20 protein-coding genes and 1 pseudogene are annotated in these 21,663 nt (G+C 68.4%); 8 read left to right on the top strand and 13 right to left on the bottom strand.

What is annotated here, in order from left to right; translation table 11 throughout:
• Nucleotides 1–19: 19 nt before the first annotated feature.
• On the top strand, nucleotides 20–715 hold the full coding sequence (locus EV284_RS22925; protein WP_130337186.1) for a type 1 glutamine amidotransferase domain-containing protein: 696 nt from the start codon (nucleotides 20–22) through the stop codon (nucleotides 713–715).
• Between the two features lie 9 nt (nucleotides 716–724).
• Here EV284_RS22925 and EV284_RS22930 read toward each other — a convergent pair whose 3' ends face one another.
• Nucleotides 725–1,117, bottom strand: a complete 393-nt coding sequence (locus tag EV284_RS22930) for a nuclear transport factor 2 family protein (RefSeq protein WP_130337188.1) — start codon at nucleotides 1,115–1,117, stop codon at nucleotides 725–727.
• 55 nt (nucleotides 1,118–1,172) lie between these two features.
• Between EV284_RS22930 and EV284_RS22935 the strand changes: the two genes are divergently transcribed.
• Nucleotides 1,173–1,730, top strand: coding sequence for a PadR family transcriptional regulator (locus EV284_RS22935; protein ID WP_130337190.1), 558 nt, complete (start codon nucleotides 1,173–1,175; stop codon nucleotides 1,728–1,730).
• 56 nt (nucleotides 1,731–1,786) lie between these two features.
• On the opposite strand, the gene EV284_RS22940 is transcribed toward EV284_RS22935, so the two are convergent.
• Nucleotides 1,787–2,821, bottom strand: coding sequence for a tetratricopeptide repeat protein (locus EV284_RS22940; RefSeq protein WP_130337192.1), 1,035 nt, complete (start codon nucleotides 2,819–2,821; stop codon nucleotides 1,787–1,789).
• 210 nt (nucleotides 2,822–3,031) lie between these two features.
• A complete protein-coding gene (locus tag EV284_RS22945) occupies nucleotides 3,032–3,478 on the bottom strand; it encodes a DUF1772 domain-containing protein (protein WP_130337194.1) in 447 nt (148 codons plus the stop codon).
• A gap of 91 nt (nucleotides 3,479–3,569) precedes the next feature.
• On the opposite strand from EV284_RS22945, the gene EV284_RS22950 reads away from it, so the two are divergent.
• Entirely contained in the window at nucleotides 3,570–4,148 is a 579-nt protein-coding gene (locus EV284_RS22950; protein ID WP_130337196.1) for a TetR/AcrR family transcriptional regulator, read from the top strand.
• A 153-nt stretch (nucleotides 4,149–4,301) separates the two neighbouring features.
• Nucleotides 4,302–6,224 carry an excinuclease ABC subunit UvrB gene (gene uvrB, locus EV284_RS22955; protein WP_130337198.1) on the top strand — a complete coding sequence of 641 codons (1,923 nt, stop codon included), beginning with the start codon at nucleotides 4,302–4,304 and terminating at the stop codon, nucleotides 6,222–6,224.
• Between the two features lie 5 nt (nucleotides 6,225–6,229).
• Here the strand turns inward: uvrB and EV284_RS22960 are convergent, their stop codons facing one another.
• The 7 genes from EV284_RS22960 to EV284_RS22995 all read right to left on the bottom strand — a co-directional run bounded on the left by EV284_RS22960 (nucleotide 6,230) and on the right by EV284_RS22995 (nucleotide 13,616).
• Nucleotides 6,230–6,949: a hypothetical protein gene (locus EV284_RS22960; RefSeq protein ID WP_242625790.1), complete on the bottom strand. Its 720-nt coding sequence runs from the start codon at nucleotides 6,947–6,949 to the stop codon at nucleotides 6,230–6,232.
• A complete protein-coding gene (locus tag EV284_RS22965) occupies nucleotides 6,949–9,306 on the bottom strand; it encodes a hypothetical protein (RefSeq protein WP_130337200.1) in 2,358 nt (785 codons plus the stop codon). Before EV284_RS22965 ends, EV284_RS22960 begins: the two co-directional genes overlap by 1 nt.
• Before the next feature lie 18 nt (nucleotides 9,307–9,324).
• Entirely contained in the window at nucleotides 9,325–9,753 is a 429-nt protein-coding gene (locus EV284_RS22970) for a hypothetical protein (protein WP_130337202.1), read from the bottom strand.
• Nucleotides 9,754–9,908: 155 nt separating this feature from the next.
• The gene (locus EV284_RS22975) at nucleotides 9,909–10,487 is read right to left on the bottom strand and encodes a fasciclin domain-containing protein (protein WP_130337204.1); all 579 of its coding nucleotides are present in this window, start codon (nucleotides 10,485–10,487) and stop codon (nucleotides 9,909–9,911) included.
• Between the two features lie 389 nt (nucleotides 10,488–10,876).
• Entirely contained in the window at nucleotides 10,877–11,947 is a 1,071-nt protein-coding gene (locus tag EV284_RS22980) for an NADH:flavin oxidoreductase/NADH oxidase (protein ID WP_130337206.1), read from the bottom strand.
• Nucleotides 11,948–12,093: 146 nt separating this feature from the next.
• Nucleotides 12,094–12,630: a YcxB family protein gene (locus EV284_RS22985; protein WP_130337208.1), complete on the bottom strand. Its 537-nt coding sequence runs from the start codon at nucleotides 12,628–12,630 to the stop codon at nucleotides 12,094–12,096.
• 437 nt (nucleotides 12,631–13,067) lie between these two features.
• Nucleotides 13,068–13,616, bottom strand: coding sequence for a hypothetical protein (locus EV284_RS22995; RefSeq protein ID WP_130337210.1), 549 nt, complete (start codon nucleotides 13,614–13,616; stop codon nucleotides 13,068–13,070).
• Nucleotides 13,617–14,170: 554 nt separating this feature from the next.
• On the opposite strand from EV284_RS22995, the gene EV284_RS23000 reads away from it, so the two are divergent.
• Together EV284_RS23000 and EV284_RS33415 are read left to right on the top strand one after the other, a co-directional pair.
• Complete coding sequence (locus tag EV284_RS23000; RefSeq protein ID WP_165425619.1) at nucleotides 14,171–16,042, top strand: DUF2075 domain-containing protein; 1,872 nt, start codon at nucleotides 14,171–14,173, stop codon at nucleotides 16,040–16,042.
• A 70-nt stretch (nucleotides 16,043–16,112) separates the two neighbouring features.
• Nucleotides 16,113–16,412: pseudogene (locus tag EV284_RS33415) on the top strand (ATP-binding protein); the annotation flags it as partial.
• Between the two features lie 213 nt (nucleotides 16,413–16,625).
• Here EV284_RS33415 and EV284_RS32800 read toward each other — a convergent pair.
• Together EV284_RS32800 and EV284_RS32805 are read right to left on the bottom strand one after the other, a co-directional pair.
• Nucleotides 16,626–17,246, bottom strand: a complete 621-nt coding sequence (locus EV284_RS32800) for a hypothetical protein (protein WP_165425608.1) — start codon at nucleotides 17,244–17,246, stop codon at nucleotides 16,626–16,628.
• A gap of 1,566 nt (nucleotides 17,247–18,812) precedes the next feature.
• Nucleotides 18,813–18,962 (bottom strand): hypothetical protein, encoded by a 150-nt coding sequence (locus EV284_RS32805; RefSeq protein ID WP_165425620.1) that lies wholly within the window; start codon nucleotides 18,960–18,962, stop codon nucleotides 18,813–18,815.
• 728 nt (nucleotides 18,963–19,690) lie between these two features.
• Here EV284_RS32805 and EV284_RS33420 point away from each other — a divergent pair.
• Nucleotides 19,691–19,951, top strand: coding sequence for a hypothetical protein (locus EV284_RS33420; RefSeq protein WP_242625791.1), 261 nt, complete (start codon nucleotides 19,691–19,693; stop codon nucleotides 19,949–19,951).
• Nucleotides 19,952–20,361: 410 nt separating this feature from the next.
• Complete coding sequence (locus EV284_RS33600; RefSeq protein WP_278045866.1) at nucleotides 20,362–20,496, top strand: hypothetical protein; 135 nt, start codon at nucleotides 20,362–20,364, stop codon at nucleotides 20,494–20,496.
• A 460-nt stretch (nucleotides 20,497–20,956) separates the two neighbouring features.
• Here the strand turns inward: EV284_RS33600 and EV284_RS23025 are convergent, their stop codons facing one another.
• Nucleotides 20,957–21,193 carry a toxin glutamine deamidase domain-containing protein gene (locus EV284_RS23025; protein ID WP_130337216.1) on the bottom strand — a complete coding sequence of 79 codons (237 nt, stop codon included), beginning with the start codon at nucleotides 21,191–21,193 and terminating at the stop codon, nucleotides 20,957–20,959.
• Between the last annotated feature and the right edge of the window lie 470 nt (nucleotides 21,194–21,663).

Raw genomic sequence — 21,663 nt, forward strand, 5'->3', positions numbered from 1 at the left:
GAGTGCTTGGAGAGACCTCATGTCGAAGATCCTTTTCGTGGTGACCGGCGCCGACCACTGGACGCTGGCCGACGGCACCCGGCACCCGACCGGCTTCTGGGCCGAGGAGGCCGTGGCGCCGTACGAGGCGTTCAAGAAGGCCGGTGACGAGGTGGTCGTGGCCACGCCGGGCGGAGTCGTGCCGACCGTCGACAAGGGCAGCCTCGCGCCGGAGGTCAACGGCGGCCAGGAGGGCGCCGACCGGATCGCCGCCGCGCTGGAGGCCGCGCCCGAGTTCAAGCGCCCCGTCCCGCTGGAGGACGTGAACCTGGACGACTACGACGCGGTCTTCTACCCCGGCGGCCACGGCCCCATGGAGGACCTCGCCGTGGACGCCACCTCCGGCCGGCTGCTGGTCGACGCCCTCGACTCCGGCAAGCCGCTCGCGATCGTCTGCCACGCCCCGGCCGCCCTGCTCGCGGCGACCCGGCCTGACGGCACGAACGCCTTCGCGGGCTACCAGGCCACCGGATTCTCCAACGCCGAGGAGGCGCAGGCCGGTTTCGCCGACAAGGCGAAGTGGCTGCTGGAGACGCGCCTGCGCGAGGCGGGCGTCGACGTGCAGGTGGGAGAGCCCTGGGCGCCGAAGGTCGTGGTCGACCGGAACCTGGTCACGGGGCAGAACCCGGCCTCCTCCGCGCCGCTGGCCCAGGAGGTCCTGAAGCGGCTCGGCTGAGGAAGCCGCTCAGGCGCCTGCGGCCTCGCGGCTGATGCGCTCGAACTGCGCTCCCATGGCCTCGGACAGCGCCTGAGCCGCCGAGAGGGGGCGGACCATGACGGTGAAGTCGTCGATCCGCCCCTCCTCGTCGAAGTGCAGGAAGTCGCAGCCCTGGATCTCCCGGCCGCCGACGGTGGCCGTGAAGACGAAGGCGTGGTCCCGGCCGTCCGGTTCGGCGATCTCCTTCACGTACCGGAAGTCCTCGAACACCCGCAGCACGCCGCGCAGGATCGCGGCGGTGATGGGCTTGCCCGCGTACGGCTTGAAGGCGACAGGGCTGGTGAAGACGACGTCGTCCGCGAGGAGGTCCTCGATGGCGTCGGCGTCGCGGTTCTCCACGGCGGCACGGAAGGGATGCACGGGGTGCTCCTTACTCAACAAGTTGAATAGGTGTGTTGGAGAGTAGGGTGAGAACGTGACCCTGCGCAATGCGGTGATGGCCACCCTCCTGGAGGGAGAGGCATCCGGCTACGACCTGGCCAAGGGCTTCAACGCCTCGGTGGCCAACTTCTGGACGGCGACGCCCCAGCAGCTCTACCGCGAACTGGACCGGATGGAGCGCGAGGGCCTCGTCACCGCGCGCGTGGTCCGCCAGGACCGCCGCCCCGACAAACGCCTCTTCTCCCTCACCGACGCCGGCCACGACGCCCTCCGCGCGCACCTCGCCGACCCCATCACCCGGCCCACCGCCATCCGCGACGGCCTGCTGGTCAAGGTCCAGTGCGCCGACATCGGCGAACTCGCCCCCGTCCAGGCCGACATCACCGCCCACATGACCTGGGCCCGCGACAAACTCGCACGCTACGAGCGCCTGCGCGAACGGCTGCTGGACGGGCGCACGGAGGACGAGTACCTGGCGGGCGCCGACCGCGTGGGCCCGTACCTCACCCTGCTGCGGGGCATCGCCTTCGAGGGGGAGAACCTGCGGTGGGGGGAACTGGCACTGCGGGTCCTGGGCGCGCGCTCTTCGTGAACTCCTCTCCTGCCGAGGACCGTTGACGGACCCCGGCAGGTTCACCCCCGTAAGGGTCAGGACGTGCGGGAGCCGCTCTCCTCGGCGAGCGTCCGCAGCTCGGCCAAGTCCTCCTCGTCCAGGTCGACTCGCTCCGCCGACTTCAGCAACGCGGCGATCTCGTCACCCCGGTTCTGGTCCGCGAGGAACTGCGCGTAGTAGACGTACGCCGTCTCGTCCTGATGGGCGAGGGCCTCCCGGTAGTGGTGGTCGGCGCGGGACCACTGCTCCAACTCCTCGTGCAGCAAGGCCAGGTTGAGGTACGCGTTGGTCTCGCCGTCCTCCTTGGCGGCGGCCTCGTAGTGGCGTACGGCCTCCTCGGGGGAACCGGTGTCGGCCAGGTGGAGGGCATAGGCGAAGTGGGCGCCGGCGACCTCCTCGGCGAGGGCCTCGCGGAGGTGGGTGCGGGCCGACTCCAGGTCGCCCAGGGTGTGTTCGGTCTCGCCGAGCACGGCCAGTACGGAACGGTGCCCGGCGTCCAGCGCCTGCTTCAGCCAGGGCAGCGCCTCCTCGTACCTCTCCTCGTCCGCGAGCAGCCGGCCGAGGTTGCCGGCCGCCATGGTGTCACCGCGTTCGATGGCCCGTCGCAGCAAGTCGGTGGCCTCGTCCAGTCGTTCGTCGTCCTCGCTGAGGAAGGCGCCGTAGTCGTTGAGGGCGCGGGGGTTGTCGTCGACGAGCGCCTGGCGGTAGTACTCCTCGGCCTGCGCGCGGTCCCCCAGCTCGTCGGCCAGGACGGAGGCGATCATCAGGGTGACGTCCCGGCCACCGTCGGCCGCCGACCGGAGTGCCGCCAACGCCTCCTTGGGCCGCTCGAGTTCGACCAGCAGCTCGGCGAGGGCCTCGTAGGCGGCCGGGTTGCCGCCCTGCGCCTCGGCCTCGACGGTCTTCAGCGCGGCGTCGATGTCACCCCACTCGGAGACGAGGTCGAAGATCCTCTCCGCCACCTCGTCGTCCGGACGGTTCCAGGCCCGCAGGTAGAGGGAGAGGGCGGCGGCACGGTCACCGGCCACGAGGCGCTGCGCGGCCTCGGCGGCCAGGTTGCTTTCTGTCATGGGGACATCTTCTCGAACCACCGAACGACTTCTCGCCACACCCCGGCCCTCGGGCCGCCCACCGATGCCGTCGCAGGTGACGACACGGCCACGCGGGATCGTGGCGACGACCTCGCGGACCGCGTCGACGGTGTTCACGCGATCTTCGTCAGCGCGCGACGTCTCAGCTCCTCAGCGGGAGCCGGCGGGAAGAACCTCAGGGCAGACCCGTCAGGCGAGCGCGGCCGCCAGCAGGGCGAAGGCGCCGATGAGGATGCCGACGCGGACGTGGTGGAAGCGGTCCCAGCGGGCAGCCTGCTCCTTCCAGTCCTCCGGCAGGCTGCCCGTGGTCCACGTCTTGGTCCGGTTGTTGATCGGGACGAGCAGCAGGACCGACATGATCACGCTCACCGCCAGCAGCCCGGCGGCGATGACGACGAGGCCGGCGCCTTGGTGATCCCAGCCGGCCGTGGCCCACACGGCACCGAGCACGAGCGAGCCGACGTACCAGAACGGCATGACGGCGCCGAGCATCCGCGCCCCATGGACGCGGCCGCGCAGGCCGTTGTCGCCGGGGAGCCCGGCGAGGATCGGGTTGACGACGAAGGCGACGGAGAACTCCACCCCCACCATCAGACCGACGACCACGGTGGTGAAGACCTCGAGTGCGGTGAGCATGGCTGACCCTCCGTTTTTCTAGCACTGCTAGCGATTGATTCAACGCTAGTACTGCCAACGCTCGATTGTCTAGCACTGCTAGAATCGAAGTATGTCCGTACAGGAACGCAAGGAACGCGAACGGGCGGTCCGTGAACGCCTCATCGTGGCGACGGCCCGTGAACTCGCCGAACAGCAGGGCTGGGACGCGGTCACCACACGCCGGCTCGCCGAGCGCATCGAGTACAGCCAGCCGGTTCTCTACAGCCACTTCAGCGGAAAACGCGAGATCATCGGGGCGGTCGCCCTGGAGGGTGCCGCCGAGATGGCCGTAGCCCTGCGCGCCGCGACCTCCGCCGCGGACGACCCCCGCGACCGCGTCACCGCCCTCGCCCGCACCTACCTCGGCTACGCCGAGCGCAATCCCGCGGTCTACGACGCCATGTTCAGCCTCGATGGCGGCCTGGCCTTCGCGCACGAGGACACCCCGGAGCCCCTGAAGGACGCGTTTGCCGCCCTGCTGGAGTGCCTCGCGGAGGTCGCCGGTGACGGCGGCCACCCCGGCCTGTTCACCGAGACGTTCTGGGCCTCCCTGCACGGCCTGGCCACCCTGACCCGAGCGGGACGGCTGCCGCCGGGGGACGCGGAGCGGAGGCTGGAACTCCTGGTGGACCGGCTGGCCGTGCTGTGACCCCCTGAACCGGACACACGGGTGCTGTATCACACAACTCGACCATAAAGATATTAGACATTGACAAGATTGGATGCTACACGCAAAATGGACGAAGTCTGAGCAGCTTTTGTCCGCTTCTGTGCGGTTACATCGAGTTCAGGAGCGACCCCCATGGCATTCCCGTCCGAGAACCGGCGCGTCACTCTCGCCGAGCACACCGCCGACCAGGTCATACGGACCGGTCGGCCGTTCCAGGTGGTCTCTCCCCACACCCCGTCCGGAGACCAGCCGCAGGCGATCACCGGGCTGGAGAAGCACCTCCGCGCCGGGGAGAGCGACGTGGTCCTGCTGGGTGCCACGGGCACCGGCAAGTCCGCGACGACCGCCTGGCTGATCGAGAAGCTCCAGCGCCCCACCCTCGTACTCGCGCCGAACAAGACCCTCGCAGGCCAGCTCGCCAACGAGCTGCGCGAGCTGTTCCCGCACAACGCGGTCGAGTACTTCGTCTCCTTCTACGACCACTACCGCCCCGAGTCGTACGCCCCGAGCACCGACACCTACTTCGCGAAGGAGTCGGTCTCCAACAAGGAGGTCGACCGGCTGCGGCACTCCGCGACCTGGTCGCTGCTCAGCCGCCGTGACGTGATCGTCGTGGCGTCCGTGTCGTGCATCTACGGCCTCGGCACGCCCCAGTCCTACCTCGACCGCTCGTTCCAGCTGGCGGTGGGCGACACCGTCGACCGGGAGGAGCTGCTCGCGGCGCTGGTCGACATCCAGTACACCCGTACCGACGGCGAGCCGGCCGCGGGCCGGTTCCGCGTGCGCGGCGACACCATCGACATCCACCCCGCTTACGAGAAGACGATGCTGCGGGTGGAGATGTTCGGCGACACGGTCGAACGGCTGACCGTCGCGGACCCGGAGACCGGTGAGGTGCGCGAGGTCATCGACCGTACCCGCGTCTTCCCCGCCACCCACTACTTCGCGGGCCCCGAGCGGATGCGCACGGCGGCCGACTCCATCAAGGCCGAGCTGGCCGAGCGCGTCGCGGAGCTGACCCGAGCCGGCAAGCTGCTCGAGGCCGACCGTCTGCGGACGCGTACGGAGTACGACATCGAGCTGATCCGGCACACCCAGGTCGCCTCCGGGATGGAGAACTACTCCCGGCACCTGGACGGCCGCGCCCCCGGCGCACCGCCGTCCACGCTGCTGGACTACTTCCCCGAGGACATGCTCGTCGTCATCGACGAGTCCCACGTCACGGTGCCGCAGCTCTCCGGCATGAGCCACGGCGACGCCGCGCGCAAGAACACCCTGGTCGAGCACGGTTTCCGGCTGCCGTCCGCGATGGACAACCGTCCGCTGACGTGGTCGGAGTTCGCCGCGCGCTGCCCGCAGCGGGTCTACCTGTCCGCGACGCCGGGCCGCTTCGAGCTGACGGCGGCGCGGGGCGCCGTCGTCGAGCAGATCATCCGGCCGACCGGCCTGCTCGACCCGGAGGTGACGGTCAAGCCGACCGCGGGCCAGATGGAGGACCTGCTCGCGGGAATCCGCGAGCGGTCCGCCCGGGGCGAGCGGACTCTGGTGACGACGCTGACCAAGCGGATGTCGGAGGAGCTGACCGACTACCTCGACGCCGAGGGAGTCCGCGTCCGCTACCTGCACTCCGGCGTGACCACCCTGCGCCGCGTCGAGCTCCTGGCCGACCTGCGCCGGGGCGAGTACGACGTCCTCGTGGGCATCAACCTCCTGCGCGAGGGACTCGACCTGCCGGAGGTCTCACTGGTCGCGATCCTCGACGCCGACCAGGACGGGATCTTCCGCAACGACACGGCGCTGATCCAGATGATCGGCCGCGCGGCGCGCAACGTCAGCGGCGAGGTGCACATGTACGCGAACCGGCTGACCCCCTCGATGGCGCGCGCCATCGACGAGACCAACCGCCGCCGCGCCCTGCAGACGGCCCACAACGAGAGCCACGGCATCCGCCCGACCGCCCTCCGCAAGAAGATCCGGCACACGGTGTCCGCCCAGTACCCCGAGTCCCAGCACCCGACGACCGGCACGTCGTACAACCAGAAGATGGCGGCGTAGGACGGTTACGCGGGGTCCAGCACGGGCTTCGGGGGGAGGCCGCCGTTCTTGTCGCAGCGGAGTTCTTTGGCCATGGCGAGGGAGTAGGAGTGGGCGACGGTGGCGTAGGCGTTTTTCAAGGCCTGCACGTTGTCTTGCGGGTCCTTCGGCATGCCCCAGTACTCCACGCCGATTGCGATGTGGGCCGCACTCGACGAGCCGAGCACCTTGTCGCTCCGGCACGCGAAGAAGACGTAAGCCTTTTCCGTCGCTGCATCGGTGCGCTCCCCCATCTTCAGTACGGTGAACTTCGAAGCCGGCGCACCCGTCGGGGCGCTGTCTTCCAAGCTCCAAGTGATTCTGAGCTGAAAATTCGGCGTACCGATGGCCGTGAAGATGCGGCAGGCGTCCTCCCTGCCGACGCCGGTGGATGGGAACACAGAGACAAGCTCCGTCGCGGCCTGCGCGACGGTGTACTTTTCCTCCGATGCCTCGAACCGCGACGACCCCGTGATCACCTTCAGCGCCTTAGCCGCGTCTTCGGATATGGCGTGACCACCGCACAGCTGTGTCCCCGCGACGACTTTGTAGTCCTCCGGAAGGCCGTCCTCGTCCTCATCACCGCTACAACCCACGGCCCCGAGAAGCAACGAGCCGGCCACGGCCGCGGTGAGCAGCCCCCCGTACACCGACCTGCGATTGAACACTGTCCGCATCCTTACGTGCCCTTGGCCGTCGGCCGCCATCAGCCGGTCTCCGGGTCGTTGCCCTGCTGCCGCGCCCGATCGTTGCCGACTCCATAGCCGAGTAGCATCGATTCGATCAGGTCTTGCCTGAATTGGCTGTCCCTGCCCACGCCGTGGAGGTCCAGGAAGGCCCTTGCGGGAGCCTCAGCCATGCTCTCACCGGCGGAGTAGATCTTGGTCTTCTCGGTCCGGGACAGGTCCTCCAACTTCTCCTTGTGCTCATCCACTGAGCCGTCCGCCACATCCCCGACCATCTGCCCGATAACCTGTTCCGCCGCCCCGCTCGCGGTATCCGTCGCCAGCGGAATGAGCACCGCCGCCGCACCCACCGCTGCGGTCGCGGGGAGGAAGGCGACCCCCGCCGCGATACCCGCCGTGGCTCCGAACTCGACCCAGCCCGCCCGGCTGGCAACCGCCTTCTCGTAGTCCTCGTGGGTCTTGAGGTTGGTCGCCTCCACCTGATCGGCCCGCGACTGGTCGAGCATGCCCTGCACCTCGGCGCCCGTACGGACGGTCGCCCTGGCCTGGGCGGCGACCTCGTCGGTGATCTTTCCGTCCGGGCCCACCGCCCCTTCCAGTGCGCTGCGGGTGTAGACCTGCTCGGCGGCAGAGACCGTCGCGTACGCGTCCGGATGCTGACCCAGCGTGCTGAGGAAGCCACGGACGACACTCCGCCCGTTCCCATCCACGGTGTCTCCGAAGTCGATGTGTCCTTCCGGATTCCTGCCCGGCGCGAACACACTCTGCGAATCGTTCTTGTCCAGCGCCCAGTTGATGTCGTCGATGTAGCCGGCGCCCATGGTGCCCAGGCTGTCGGCCATGGCCTCGTGATGCTTCTTCAGCAGCTCGGGGTCGGAGGCGTACTTCTCCATGACCTTCTGCATGATCGCGGCGTTGTCCGCGTCCCGCACCACATGCCCGTCCGGGTGCCCGGCCGGGTAGCCGAGGGTCGCCGCCTCCAGGGCGTGACCCAGGGCGTCGGGCATCTGGTTGAGCGACGCCTTGTGCTCGTCCGGGTCGGTCGAGTTGACGTCAGGGAAGGACTCCCACTTCTCGTTGCTGAAGAAGTCCAGGTAGTTGTCGATCGCGTTGCCGTCCTTGTCCTTCCCGAGGGCGGCCGTGGCACCGTGGTCGACCGTGCCGTCCTGGTGGTACGCGGTCGGCGGGTCGGCGAAGAAGTGCTTCGCCGCGTCAGGGCTGTTGCCGAGGGCTTCGAGCATGGCGGTGGCCGGGTCGTAACCGGCTCCGTTCACGCCGGAGGGGTTGAACGGGTTCTTCAGCCAGCCGTTCACCACCTTGTTCTCGGCGAACATGTCCGGGTGCTTGGCATGCAGCTGCGCCACATGTTCGGCGATGGGGTTGAGGAACTTGGCGTCGTAGTTGCCGTTCCGCATGATCCCGCCGAGGAGCTGGTAGCCGAACGGGCCGCCGTAGTCGTGCTTGGCCAGCGGGATGCGCTCCGTGCCCAACTTGCGCAGCTCCGGACCCCACTTGTCGGTGAAGTCCTTGTCGTGGGAGGCGGTGGCCAGGTTGAGGCCGAGGTTCTTCTGGAGCTCCTGGACGTCCTTGAGGCGCTCCGGGTCGACCTTGCTGTAGTCGTACGTGTTCGTGGAGAGCTGACCGAAGAACGCGAGCGACTTCTCGGGGCCGAGCTTCCCGTAGAAGTCCTTGGCGAACTCCGTCGACGAACTGTTGTCCTTCAACAGCTCGTTCAATTGCTGGAGTTCGGCGTGGGTGAGGTCCCGGCCCTTGGCGGCCAGAGCGGCGGCGCGGGCGGCCTCCTCCTGGTCCAGCTTGGTGTACGTGGGGGCGCTGAAGTCCTTGCGGTCGGTGACGTTGGCCTCGAGGGCGTTCTTGAGGGCGACGTCGGTGTCGTTGCAGTTGTCGACGATGAGGTCGATCCTCTTCTGCCACGACTCGATGTTCTTCCGCTCCTGCTGGAGAAGTTTGCCGTAGTCGGGGTCGTGCCGTGCGGCGGTGATCTCCGAAATCGGCTTCCGCGCCGTGACCTTGCCCTTCTCGTCCACGCGGATGCCGGCCGCGGGCCCCTCGTGATCCCGGATGCCGACCAGGTCGTCATGGGCCTGCTTGATGGCCGTGTAACCGTCTTCGAGGACCAGCTTCACACCCTTGGCCTCCGCCGCGGCGTCCTCGAACTCCTTGACGGTCTTGCCGATGAACGCCTTGGTGACGCCCGCGTTGACGCCCTCCCAGTCGGCCTTGTCCGCCTTCGCCTTCATCCCGGCGGCGGCGTCGGCGGCGAGCTTGTCCAGCTTCCCGGCCATCTCCGACCAGTCGTCGGCGGCGGCCTTTAGCTTCCCCAGCGGGGCGTCGATGATGTCCTCGTACTTCAGCATGCAGCGCTCCCCCGAGCCCTATTTCATGTAGTCCGTGAGCGCGGAGATCTGCGTCAGATCCCCGACGATCTTCACTTCGTCCTTGGCGTGCCGCGCCTTGCTGTAGTCGAGGTGGTTCGAGATCTGCGCACAGGCGTCCAGCAGCGTCTTCAGATGCGTCTGCCAGAAGTCGTGCACCTTCAACACGGCAGCACCGCTGGCAAAGTTCCCGTTGGTCAACGCCGTCGCGGCGTCGAATGTGGACGCGCGGGCGATGTCGCCCTCTTTGCCCATCCGGCCCAACAGGTCGTACGCGTCACTGCCGATGGCGCCGAGGTCGTCCCGGTTGACCACGAGGTCGTACCCGCCACCGCCTCCGCCGCCCTCGGCCGGAACACTGTTGAGCCGCACGGCACTCCGCTCGGACGCCGCCGCCCGCATCGCTGCCCACTCCTGCTCGAACGCCACCGCTTCCCCCAAGTCCCGTCGGGCACGGCGCCCACCATATCCACGCTGCCGTCGGCCCGATCAAGTCCCTCGTACGGTGACAGGACGAGGCACGGCGGCCGCGCGGGTGTGCGACGCCGTGCCTCGTCGAGCGGGGCGGAGAGCCCGAGGGCAGGTCAGGACGGAGGCTGGAGGACCGAGTCCACGACATAGATGGTGGCGTTCGCCGCCTTGATGTTGCCGCAGACGATGTTCGCCTTGCCGTTGACCTTGAAGTCGCTGCCCGACCCGGACGTGGTCAGTTTGCCGCCCTCCACCGTGGTGAAGGAACCGTCGGACAGCTGATCGGGCGTGATCTGCTTGTCGACGACGTGGTAGGTCAGCACCTTCTTGAGCTGCCCCTCGTTGCTGAGAAGCGAGGAGAGCTGGGAGGCGGTCACCTTCTTGAAGGCGTCGTTGTTCGGCGCGAAGACGGTCACCGCGGACTTGTCGTTGAGGGTGTCGGTGAGATGCGACCGGACGGCCGCCGAGACGAGCTGACTGAGCTGCGGGTAGGCGGCCGCGGCGTCCACGACCTTGTCCTTGGCCGTGTCGGCCTTCTGGGAGAGCGCCGAGCAGCCCGATCCGAAGGTGCCCGAGGGACTGGGGGACGCGTCCTGAGCACTGCTCTGGGATGTGAGAACACCGAGCGCGAGCGGGATGGCGGCCAGTGCCGCCCCGGTGAACCTGACCGTGTGCATGTGGGTGAGCCTCATCGCAACTCCCTCCCATGGAGGTGTGAGCGCCGCGAAGGCGGCTTGCGGGATACGCCCTCTTCGCCGGGCGGGATGGGGGCCTGCACGGCCACGCCCCGGGCGGCTCCGCCCGGTCCCCCGCAAGGATATCCAGCGCGGGTCGGAGACCGCATCTCGACTGCTGCCGTACCTCTGCGCACCTCGGGCGCCGACGTGGCCGCCCGAGGTGCGGTGGGGGGCACGCCGCCTCGGGGCGCCGTCGGTGCCGACTTCGCGGCGGAGACGGCCAAGTCGCGTGCCTCCGGCCGGTCGTGACCGTCCGACTGCCCGGGGTCGGGGCTCGGTCGGCCGTCGTCAGCGTGTCCACCCGTACGCTGCGGAGCCCGCGGCCTCAACTCGCGCCGACGGCCTCAGCGATGACGCAGACGGCCACGCTGGTACTGCTTCGGCCACGGAACGTCGTCACCGAGCACGTAGGCCGCGCGGAGCGGCCAGGTCGGGTTGCGCAGCAGTTCGCGCGCGAGCATGATCGCGTCGGCCGAGCGGTCCACGAGGATCTGGTCGGCCTGCTCCGGTGCGGTGATCAGACCGACCGCGGAGACGGGGAGGGCCGCGCCCTCGCGGACGGCCCGGGCGAAGGGCACCTGGTAGCCGGGCTCCACTTCGATACGCGCGTTGTGGACGAGCCCGCCGCTGGTGACGTCCACCAGATCGACGCCATGGGCCACCAGCTGCCGCGACAGCTCGACCGTCTCCTCCGGGGTCCAGCCGCCGTCGGCCCAGTCCGTGGCCGAGAAGCGTACGAACAGCGGACGGTCCTCCGGCCACTCGGCCCGTACGGCGTCGGTGACCTGGACGAGGAAGCGGCTGCGTCCGTCGAGATCGCCTCCGTACTCGTCACTGCGGTGGTTGGACAGGGGTGACAGGAACTGGTGCAGCAGATAGCCGTGCGCGGCGTGGATCTCCAGAACCTCGAAGCCGGCGGCCAGCGCCCGCGCGGCGGCCTCGCCGAAGGACCGGACCAGAGCGCGGATGTCGTTCGCGCCGAGCTCCAGCGGGGCCGGCCAGTCGTCGAACGGCAGCGGTGACGGTGCGACCGTCTGCCATCCCCCGGCCTCCGGTCCGACGTAAGCGTCGCCCTCCCAGGGCGGTGCCGTCGACGCCTTGCGGCCGGCGTGGGAGATCTGGATGCCGGCGACGGCTCCCTGCTCATGGACGAAGTCGGTGATCCGCTTGTACGCGGCGGCCTGCCCGTCCTCCCAGATACCGGCGTCGGAAGGGGTGATCCGGCCCTCGGGTTCCACTGCCGTGGCCTCCTGCATGACGAGGCCGGAGCCGCCACGCGCCAGGGAGCCGAGATGGACCAGATGCCAGTCCTGCGGATAGCCGTCGACCGAGCTGTACTGGCACATGGGAGCCACCCAGGCCCGGTTCGGGAACGTCGTGCCGCGGAGGGTGAGCGGTGAGAAGAGACGGCTCATGATGGGCCTCGCAGGAGGGGTGGGGGACGCCGGGGCGCCTCGCGGCCGTCGAGCCGTGACGGCCTGCATTCCTGCGGGGTGCCCCGCACGGTGGGTGCACCCGAGTACCCCTGCCGCCGGCGGCCCACACCGGCCGGGCGGACGCGTCAGAGCCTGCGGATTTGCCGGTCCAGGAGGGCCCGGACGGCGTCCACGTCTTCCGGGGTCCGCACGCCCCGCTTCGGCAGCACGGTCAGGCACGAGGCGTTGTCGTCCCCGCTGAGCAGGACGAAGGTGTCGGCGGTCTCGGCGTAACGCGGGGCGGCGGTCCAGTTCAGCCGGCTGGAGCCGCCCGCGTTTTCGACGGTGACACCGCAGTCGTCGACCCGGGAGTGGCAGGCCCCGTTCCGGGACGCGATCTTGTGGAACTGGCGGGCCAGGAGCCAGGGCTGCAGCACGAACAACGACACGACGACCAGCCCGGCGATCACCCACGTCCCGGTGTCGGGCGCCTCACCGTGCGCCAGCGGCACCGCCGACCCCCCGACCAGCGCGGCCACGCCGACCAGAGCGAACCCACGCATCCGCCGGGCACGGCCCGACGCCTTGGCCCGCGCCTTGAGCGCCTGCCTCATGTCCTCGCGCGTCAGCTGGTACTCCAGCTCGACATGCTCCCCCACCGCGGTCTCCGCACGGCGCTCCATGTGCCCTCCCCTGGGAACTGTTGATCGAATCAGCGGAGAATACCCTCCGTGCGGGCCGGTGACGCACGGGATTCCCCCTCCCGGTGACGTCGGTAGCGAGCGGCTCCGAGACCGGCGTGGTCCTCGTGCTCGGCGTCGACGCCGCCGGTCGCGCGCACCCCACCGGGCGGGTTGGGGGCCTGCGGCGATGGTGGAGACGCGCTCGGCAGGGGCGCCGGGGGCGAGGGCGGTCTCGGCGGTCTCCGTACCGAACAGGTCGGTCGCGCAGCCGATGCCGTCGGGGGCGGTGGCGCGCACCCGGTCCTCCTGGACCGGGGTCTTCGGCTGCTCCCGCAGGTGCTGGGACAGCCGGCGCACCCGGTCCTCCTGGACCGGGGCCGTCGGCTCCTCCCGCAGATGCTGGGACAGCCCGGGCCTACCGCCCGCGCGGGCCCCAGTCAGTCTCCCAGGAGGCCCCGGAACACCTCCTGCGACCGCCGGAAGCGCAGCTCCTCGAGCGTCCGCAGCTGCCGTTCGGCCCGCTCGAGCAGTTCGTCGAGCTCCAGCGGGTCGAGGCGCTCGTCCGTCTCGGCGAGCGGACGCAGCGTGCGCCAGCCGGCCGCTTTCCCCTCGACGCCGAGCAGCAGGAACTCGAGCTCGACGACCGTGGTGAGCGGGGACCGGCGGACCAGGCGGCCGTTGCCCTTGAACCGCCCGGCCAGCTCGGCCGCGCGGCCCGCCCAGACCTTGTACTGCCGCGCCGGGACACCCAGCCGGGCCATGATGTCCAGCAGGCTCCGCCGGTCCTGCGCGATCTCACGCGCGATCGGTCCCAGTGCCTCACCGACAGAGGTGCCGCGGCTCGCCCGGGCCAGATACCAGGCCCGGTTGGTGCCGACGGTGGACCCCGCCAGATGGTCGTTGAGATAGATGCCGAGCAGGTCCAGCCGGAGCCGTCCCTGCCGCGTACCGCTCGCGCCGGCACGCGGGACGTCACTCGCACTCACCACAGCCTCCTCGTCAGGACCGAGCCCCCCGGTCCGGCCGAAGCCTCGGGTACCCGCCGCACCCGGTCGGTACGAGTCATCCGGTACGAGTTTTCGAGGATGCCCGTTTCGCCGGACAACCGGCCGGCACCCGCGGTCGTCGACCCCAGGAATCTCGATGCGCCCCGCGCCCCCGCGCTCCGATGAGCTTCTCCCCCGCCTGCGCGCTTCGCCGCCCACTACCGGACGGGCTCTCCCCGCTGGTCGGCTGCAGCACGAACGATCCTCGGCGAGCGCGCGGCTGCTCGTCCCGGGCTTCGCTGCGGGCCTTCCTCGTGCCGGGGGCCCTCACCTGACCGCGGTGAAGGTCGGCCGAACGCTGTGTTCCGCGCCTGAGGCAAGCCACCAGGGCCGCGTCCCCGAAGGGGCCTGACGCCCCAACTCCCGGTCCGAAGCCTGTTCTAGGATGGCGACATCCATCTCAGCGGCCCGACGGGCTTCCGCTCCACTTCCGTGGAACCGAAGGACATGCCCCCACCCGCACGAGCTACTTCGTGCTGCCTGGGGGCATTTCCTTGCTGTTCCGTGAGTCCGCGGCCTCGTTGGCCCACCGCACCCACCTCGAAGGACAGCTGACCGGGCTCCTGACCGAGAACTTCCTCCACAGACACCGCCACCGGCCCCAGCCGTCGGAGGTGCGCTCCTGGGAGCGGAGCATCCCGGCGCTCACCAACGCGCTCGTCGAAGCCGGGCTCGGTGATGTCGAGATGATGCTGGAGTACACGCTGCCCCTGACGAGCAAGCGCGCGGACGTGATACTGGCCGGCGTGCACCCGGGTACCGGAGAACCCTCGTACGTGGTGGTCGAGTTGAAGCAGTGGAGCGAGGCGTACCCGGAGGAGGACGATCCGCTGCTCTGCCGCATCGACGCCTACCCGGACCCGGTCCTCAACCCGATCGAGCAGGTGCGCGGCTACTGCGACTATCTCGTCTCGTTCAACGGGGCGTTGGAACGGATTCCCCACTCCGTCGCCGGGGTCGCCTACCTGCACAACGCGACCGACTTCGGCGTGGCGGGACTCCGCGCCGTCACCGAGGACGACCGGGGCCGGATGTTCACCGGTGACCAGCGTGGTGCCTTCCTCGGCTACCTCCGCTCCAGGCTCGCGGCGAAGCCGGGAGCCGAGGCGGCCGACGCCCTGCTGCAGGGCAAGGTGCGCCCGTCGAAGCAGCTGATGGCAGTTGCCGCGGAAGAGGTGCGCAACCGGGAACAGTTCGTGTTGCTGGACGAACAGCGGCTCGCCTACGAGACGGTGATGTCGGCCGTCCGACGGGCCCGGCGCTCCAACCGCAAGCAGGTCGTGGTCGTGGCCGGCGGGCCGGGCTCCGGCAAGAGCGTGATCGCCCTCTCCCTGCTGGGCGACCTCTACCGGCGCGGGGTACCGGCCCTGCACGCCACCGGTTCGCAGTCCTTCACCAAGACGATGCGCAAGGTCGCCGGTGCCCGCAAGCCCGAGGTGCAGCGACTCTTCCGCTACTTCAACAGCTTCATGGAGGCCGAGCCGAACGACCTCGACGTGCTGGTCTGCGACGAGGCGCACCGGCTGCGCAAGACCTCCGCCAACCGCTACACCAAGGCGGCTCTGCGGACCGGCCGGCCGCAGGTGGCGGAGCTGATGGACGCCGCGCGGGTACCGGTGTTCCTGCTGGACCAGCACCAGGTGGTGCGTCCGGGCGAGATGGGAACGGTGGAACAGATCCAGGAGGCGGCGGCCGAGCAGGGGCTCGACTGCACGGTGGTGGAACTCGACAGCCAGTTCCGGTGCGGGGGCAGCGACGCCTACCTGCGCTGGGTGGTCGACCTGCTGGGGCTCGAGGGAAACGCGCCCACCGGGTGGGAGCCCGACGACAAGGTACGGCTCCTGACCGCGAACACCCCCCAGGAACTGGAGGACTTCCTGGCCGCCCGCCGGGCCGAGGGCTACGGTGCGCGCATGTCCGCGGGCTACTGCTGGAAGTGGACGACAAAGATCACTTCCAGCATGCACACCCTGCCCACCGACGTGGTCATCGGCGACTGGGCCAAGCCGTGGAACCTCTACGGCGACCGCGCCCTGCTCGGCGCCCCTCCGGCACCCCTCTGGGCCACCGACCCGGCAGGGTTCGGGCAGGTCGGCTGTGTCTACACCGCGCAGGGCTTCGAGTACGACTGGTCCGGCGTGATCATGGGTCCGGACCTCGTCTGGCGCACGGACCGATGGGTGGTCGACCGCAGCGCCTCCAAGGACCCGTCCTTCACCAAGGCAACCCCGGACGAGGACGTCGACCGCCTCGTCCGCAACACGTACAAAGTGCTGCTGACCCGGGGCATGATCGGCACGATCATCTACTCGACGGACCCGGAGACCCGCGAAAAGCTCCGCTCCCTGATCCCTTCTACGCTCTGACCGCCACAGTCATCCCACTCGTGCCTGGGCCGCCCCGGCAAGCGAATGCGACGGCGATACCGGCTGCTTGATCCGCAAGCACCGCCTGCTGCTGCTCGGGTCACTGGCCAGGACCATCCTGGGACGCGAGCTGATGCCCAGGGAACACACCGCCCTGGACGTCGCCCTGGATACGGTCGTCACCCGGGCAGCCGAGAGCGGCCGCACCCCGCCCCTGGCCGACATCGCCGCCACCCTCAACAACCCCGGCGCGCTCGATGAGGCGGCCAGGATGACGGCGGGACACCTCGCAGACGCCATCCGCGACCTGGCCCACGCGATGCGCCGCCTCGTCCACGGCGACCTGGCCGGCATGTCCGACGCTCCCTCGCTGACTCGGGCACGACTGAGCCCGCCCGCCCCGGCCCACGAGGAGCCTGTAGGACGGGCGGTAGTTGAGGCGGTCTGCCAGACGAGGTGTCTGCCAATGCGCGACGGACGTGGCCGTGTTGCTGCCCTTGTCAGCCGCGACTTTCAGAGCACAGCTGTCCGAAGTGGTCGAGCGCCAGATGGAGTTCGCAGAGCGGAGAAAGCGCCTGCCCTGTCAGTGGGCGTCGGCGAACGGGTCGGCCTTGACGACCTTGAGGCTGATCTTCGTGCCGCCTTCCGTCCCCTTGAGACCGGAGGCCGTGATGTCCGTCTTGGTCGGCCACGTGGTGCCCGGCCACACACCGTCAGCCTTTTCGGTCACCGAGAACGCAGACTTCTGCGTGCCGCCTGCGACCGTCACGGTGACGGTGTACGTCATCCGCTTGTCTCCGTTGTTGTGGATGGTCAGCGGTACGACCTCTCGTCCGGACTCCATGCGAGGCGTGTACGCCACGACCTCACCGCGCGCTGCTGTGGCCGCGGCCTTGCCGAACCCATAATCCGAGGGGTCCGGAACAGCGGTGTCGGCAGGGCTGACGGGATCACCACTGGGAGCGGCGGCCGCGCGCTGGGCAGCTGCTTCCTGTGCTGCCTTGCTGAGGCCGCTGGCATTCTTCGACGGCTGAGGCGGCGTGGACGCTGCCTCAGCAGCCACCGAGGGTTGCGGAGGAGTGGACGCGTCGGCCTTCTGGCTTCCCTGGGTGCCGCAGGCGGTCAGAGCGAGCGTGCCTGCTGCCGTGGTCAGTAACAGGAAGCGCGCGGAAACCCGGGCTTTGCCGGGCAGGTTGTCAGTCACAGGCGAACATGTACTCGCTTTTCAAGTTGATGTACAAGCTACTTGAGCTTTGGCCCATATTTGCTGTCACGGGCGCGCACACCGAGCCGGCGACGTAGACGGGGCCGGCGCACTCGGTGAAGTTCCCGGAGTCCGTGTCGCAACCCGTGTTGTCCACCTTGCAGACGTGCAGGTACATGTACTGCGACACCCCGACGTTGTTGTCGAGGATGGCCCACCCCTTGCTCCGGTTCCGGCAGGAGAACAGCGTGCCAAACCGCTGGATGGGGTTCGTGCCTCAAGGGAGCGGAACGCCTCCGAGGGCCCGAATGGTCGCATCGGCACTCGGCGAGATCGAGACCGCAGGCCGTTCAGCGGCCATCGCCTACGGCCCCACCGTCGCACCTAAGGTCAGAAGCGCAGCAGCCGTTCACGGCGCAGACTTGCCCTGACATTGGTCATGTTCGCTAGCCCCCTGAAGATCACTCCAAGCCGCACAGACAGCACCGTGCCAGCCCCCCACTGACAGCACAATCCGAGCCCATCACGGACTGCGGGGGCAGAGGTGTTGACCCCGCAGATCCGCTCATGGGTTCGGAATGCAGCGGCCAACCTAACCGCAGATCGAATCCCACGACAGGGATTCACCACGAGCATGGGCCGGCATGACCGAAAGTCGTTAATTCAAGAAAGAATCAAAAGTGCAGCCCGAGGATCAAGAGTTAGTCAGGACCCGATAAATGAACACCCAAGAAGGCGCCACGAAAGGGCTTATGGGCGGCTTCCCAGGCGCCTGAAGTCAGCGAAGCAGTAGGCAGCACGGTGTACATGGAACGTCTGAAAACAGGAGCCTCACAAGTGTCCTCGAACCACGGCGTCCAAGCACGCGTCAATCCCGTACGGGTGCGGTCACGCGGCCGCTCCAACGATCACGGCACTGCCCCCAGGACACGGCAGGCGCACCGGGTGCACTCCACCGGTATGGTCCTGTTCGGCATAGCGGTCCGCGCGGGCGCGGGATGCGTCGGCTGCCCTGGCGAACCTGTCCTGGATGTGGCGCAGCCGCATGACCGTGAGGTCGAGGGCTTCCACGCCAGTGCGGGACTCCCGTAGGGCCCGCAGCACCGTCAGACGCTCTCGACGAAATGCGACGCACGACAGAAGCCCCTGCTCTAGAGGGTGTCGACGAGGAGCACAACGGTGGTGCCCCGGCCGCTGTCTAACCAGCGGTGCGCCTGAGGGCGGGGGCACCCGGACGACGGGTGACCCAGCCCTCAAGGTCTGAATCCGCAGGCCACAAAGCCGCAGGTCAGCCGCCCTACTTAACCGGCTCCAAAATCGCCACGCACTCCACATGATGCGTCATAGGAAACATGTCGTCCCGGACACACACAATAAAATCGCAGGTCAGGATGGCTTTGGGGTTCCGAATGAGGGCCTGTGGGCGGCCGGAGCGTCAAGTGAGCGTCACGGCCTAACGCCGGTTCGGAATGAGCAAGCTGGCAAGGCGCTCCCGCAGCGGGTGGACCGCGGCAACAACCGTCCACTGGCGTGCGCGGTGAGCTGGGCACGGTAGTCCTCGCGCGGTCAGTCGGTGCCGACCTTGCGGGGGCCGGATCTGCGTGCGTCCGCGAGCAGCGCGCGGCAGTGGTCCTGCAACAAATCGGAGGGGACCGTCCTGAGCGAGATGTCCCGAACGACCTGGCGCAGCTCCCCGACTGGGGAACCGGCCAGCACCTGGAGCACCTCGAACTTGCCAACCGTTCGAGCAAGCCCGACACGTCGGCGCCGCCGAGGTGCTTCAACACCTGGACCGCGCCGAAGCGGACCCCAGCCATGTGTTCCGGGCCGCAGTGATCGCCTGGCCGGCGGCGCTCGTCTCCGGCAGCAGGCGGCCCCTGGTCAGCGCCAGTGCGCGGATTCGGACCGGCGTCACTTGGATTTGTCGGCCGCCACGCCGGGCAGCACGTGCCTGGCCCGCTTCGGGTGCGACCGGCACAGCATCTCCAGTGACCGGACTCGCGGAGCCAGGTCGACCGCCGCGTCTGTCAGCAGCTCTTCCAGTGTCTGGCACCCGTTCCATAGGGCGATCTTGCCTAGCGCGTCGGCGGCACGGATCCGCACTGCCGGACCGAACGCCGCTGGGTGAGCAGCTCAAGGCAGCACTCTGCCCGGCGGTCGCCAAGGTCCGCCAGAAGCGTGCCAGCCCGCACTCGCATCTCCTGCAACTGCTCAGGGTTGTCCAGCACGGACAACAGGGCATCGGCGGCCTTGCGGGTTCGGAACCGGTAGTGGCGCGGCCGGTATCCGCGACGCCTCGGGCGCTGAACGGTGCAGTGCGATGACGGCGAGCAGATGCAGCACCCCGAAATCGTCCTCATAGACACCGACGGCTCAGACGAACTGGCTCGCGCCCACCTGACGGGCAGCCCCAAAGGATGGTGAGCCGCCGGCTCGCTCCTCGCTTGCGCCTTGGTAGAAACTCCACCGCGAACAGGGTGAAGGGGCTGGGCATCGTCCCGCCGAACGGCATCCAGGCCGAGGCCACTCTTGAGGCGCCGCACGACGTCGACATCGCTACGCGCCCCCTCGCGGAAGCCGGTACGACCCACCGGTGCCAGGGCTGGGAGTTCGATGTCGTCGTCTTCGACATGATGGAAGGCGACTGCGACAGCCGCGAGCTGTGGATGGCCCTCACTCATCGGCATCCGGGGGCCGACCCGTGACACCGCAACGGCATCCGTCTTTTCAACGTGGCAGTGACCAGGAGAAGGCCCGGCTCCACGTCGTCGCCGGCGGAGCCTGCGTCAGGAACGTTGACGGCACACCTTGCCACACTGTTCGGGTCCTCAAGGCCAAGCGCATCATCGCTCCACCGACAGCCCCGGTCCCGCTCCGCAGCGAGTACGGCACGAACCTGGCGGAGCTACCGGGTCGGCACGTGGAGGTAACCGACGTTCACGACGAGACAACCTTCAACGATACCTTCGCGGAGGAGATCAACCGAGCAGAGCACTCACTGTGACTCTGGGCGCCGTGGGTCGCGAAGCCGCAGCGTTCCCTATAACCCGCACCGGCTCCCGCCGCCAGCCGGTTGGTATGAATCCCCTTCTTCATCCGCGACTGCACCGACCAGTTGCAGCGCAAGGGCGCAAGTCATGCGCTGGTCACGGATCTTCGCGTGGTGGCCCCTATCGTGATCCCGATGAACATCATGCACCAGAAGATCGCGGTCTTTGATGAAAAGACTGTGCTGCTGGGTGCCTGGTAGCCGCTAGAGCTCACCGCTGTGGGCACCAGAGCGGGCAATACAGACAGTAAGCGAACATTTACGAGGCCCCGTTTTCAGATTTTTGGGCACCCCCACCTGGCAGGGCATACGTCCACTTTATGCCCGAAACACAAAACACCCGGCACCCCTTCACGAAGAGGGGATACCGGGCGTTTTGGAGGTCAGAGAGTATCGTCGGCTATTTCACGCAGAAGTTCTCTGTACTCCGCGTGGCCTCGCACGTAACGGCAGTCACCGCTCTTGGAGTCAACCACGACCCCCGGGCTGCCACCGAACCGTGGCCTGCCGCTAGGGGCTGGAGGGTTGACAGTGACCTGGAACAGATAGAGACCGCCCTTTGATGTACCTCGAAAGGCAAATCCCCACTGAAATTCATCACTTGCAGGAAGATCGCGAGACCCAAATTCCTGCGCGATCACCCTAGCAGCCTCCAGTGTGATCATTTTTTACCACCCGCCGTGTGCATGAACTCCCTATGATCGTAGTCCAAGTCGGCGTATCCACCGGCTTGCCCATCAAGGAACTTCACGTCCCCTCCATAGTTCACCGCATTGAAGTAGTGTCCTAGGTCTGCGCCCTCATGCCACGCGAAAACCACGCCTCGCGCTCCGTCGCCCGCTTCGTGTAGCTCCCTGACGATCCCTGCCACACCGCCTTCCTGATAGCCGACAGCCACTCAACTCCGGTCGATCGTGCGCATATCCGGCGCCCCGGAGGAATGGGACGACCGGTATTCCAGGCGCAGGACAAGATCAGTCCGGCCGCCAGCCATCGCAATGGACGCTCGGCACCGACGGAAGACGGCGTCCAACCAAACGCCTTGCACGCTTAGGCCGGGGTTGTCCGGGGCGGTCGATTGCCGGCGCGACGCCTCAGCATGGTCGCGCCGGTCTCCCTCACCCACCATCCAAAGGCAATCCTGGATCGCCCCAACCGCGCCTCGATCGACCTGACCGTCTCTAAGGTCTCCCGGCTCATCAACGCAGCCCTTCACCATGCTGCTGCACTGATCCACCTGGCGCGAAGAGCACCGCCGAGCCGCCACGCAGCTCCTACCTGTGACGGTTCCAAGGTTGCCGACACCGTCGTGGTACAGAGCCGCACAGCCGTCGGACGCGGGCCTACCCACATGACGGGGCCTCAGGA

Origin of the sequence: Streptomyces sp. BK022, assembly GCF_004217355.1 — a bacterium.
In the GTDB taxonomy this organism is placed as follows: Bacteria; Actinomycetota; Actinomycetes; order Streptomycetales; family Streptomycetaceae; genus Streptomyces; species Streptomyces griseoluteus.

Bases quoted from the DNA above. Each gene is read 5' to 3' on its own strand.
- EV284_RS22980 (WP_130337206.1), bottom strand. From the start codon at position 11,947: ATGAGCCGTCTCTTCTCACCGCTCACCCTCCGCGGCACGACGTTCCCG.
- EV284_RS22965 (WP_130337200.1), bottom strand. From the start codon at position 9,306: ATGCTGAAGTACGAGGACATCATCGACGCCCCGCTGGGGAAGCTAAAG.
- EV284_RS22925 (WP_130337186.1), top strand. From the start codon at position 20: ATGTCGAAGATCCTTTTCGTGGTGACCGGCGCCGACCACTGGACGCTG.
- EV284_RS22950 (WP_130337196.1), top strand. From the start codon at position 3,570: ATGTCCGTACAGGAACGCAAGGAACGCGAACGGGCGGTCCGTGAACGC.
- EV284_RS22960 (WP_242625790.1), bottom strand. From the start codon at position 6,949: ATGGCGGCCGACGGCCAAGGGCACGTAAGGATGCGGACAGTGTTCAAT.
- EV284_RS22985 (WP_130337208.1), bottom strand. From the start codon at position 12,630: ATGGAGCGCCGTGCGGAGACCGCGGTGGGGGAGCATGTCGAGCTGGAG.
- EV284_RS22975 (WP_130337204.1), bottom strand. From the start codon at position 10,487: ATGAGGCTCACCCACATGCACACGGTCAGGTTCACCGGGGCGGCACTG.
- uvrB (WP_130337198.1), top strand. From the start codon at position 4,302: ATGGCATTCCCGTCCGAGAACCGGCGCGTCACTCTCGCCGAGCACACC.
- EV284_RS22940 (WP_130337192.1), bottom strand. From the start codon at position 2,821: ATGACAGAAAGCAACCTGGCCGCCGAGGCCGCGCAGCGCCTCGTGGCC.
- EV284_RS22945 (WP_130337194.1), bottom strand. From the start codon at position 3,478: ATGCTCACCGCACTCGAGGTCTTCACCACCGTGGTCGTCGGTCTGATG.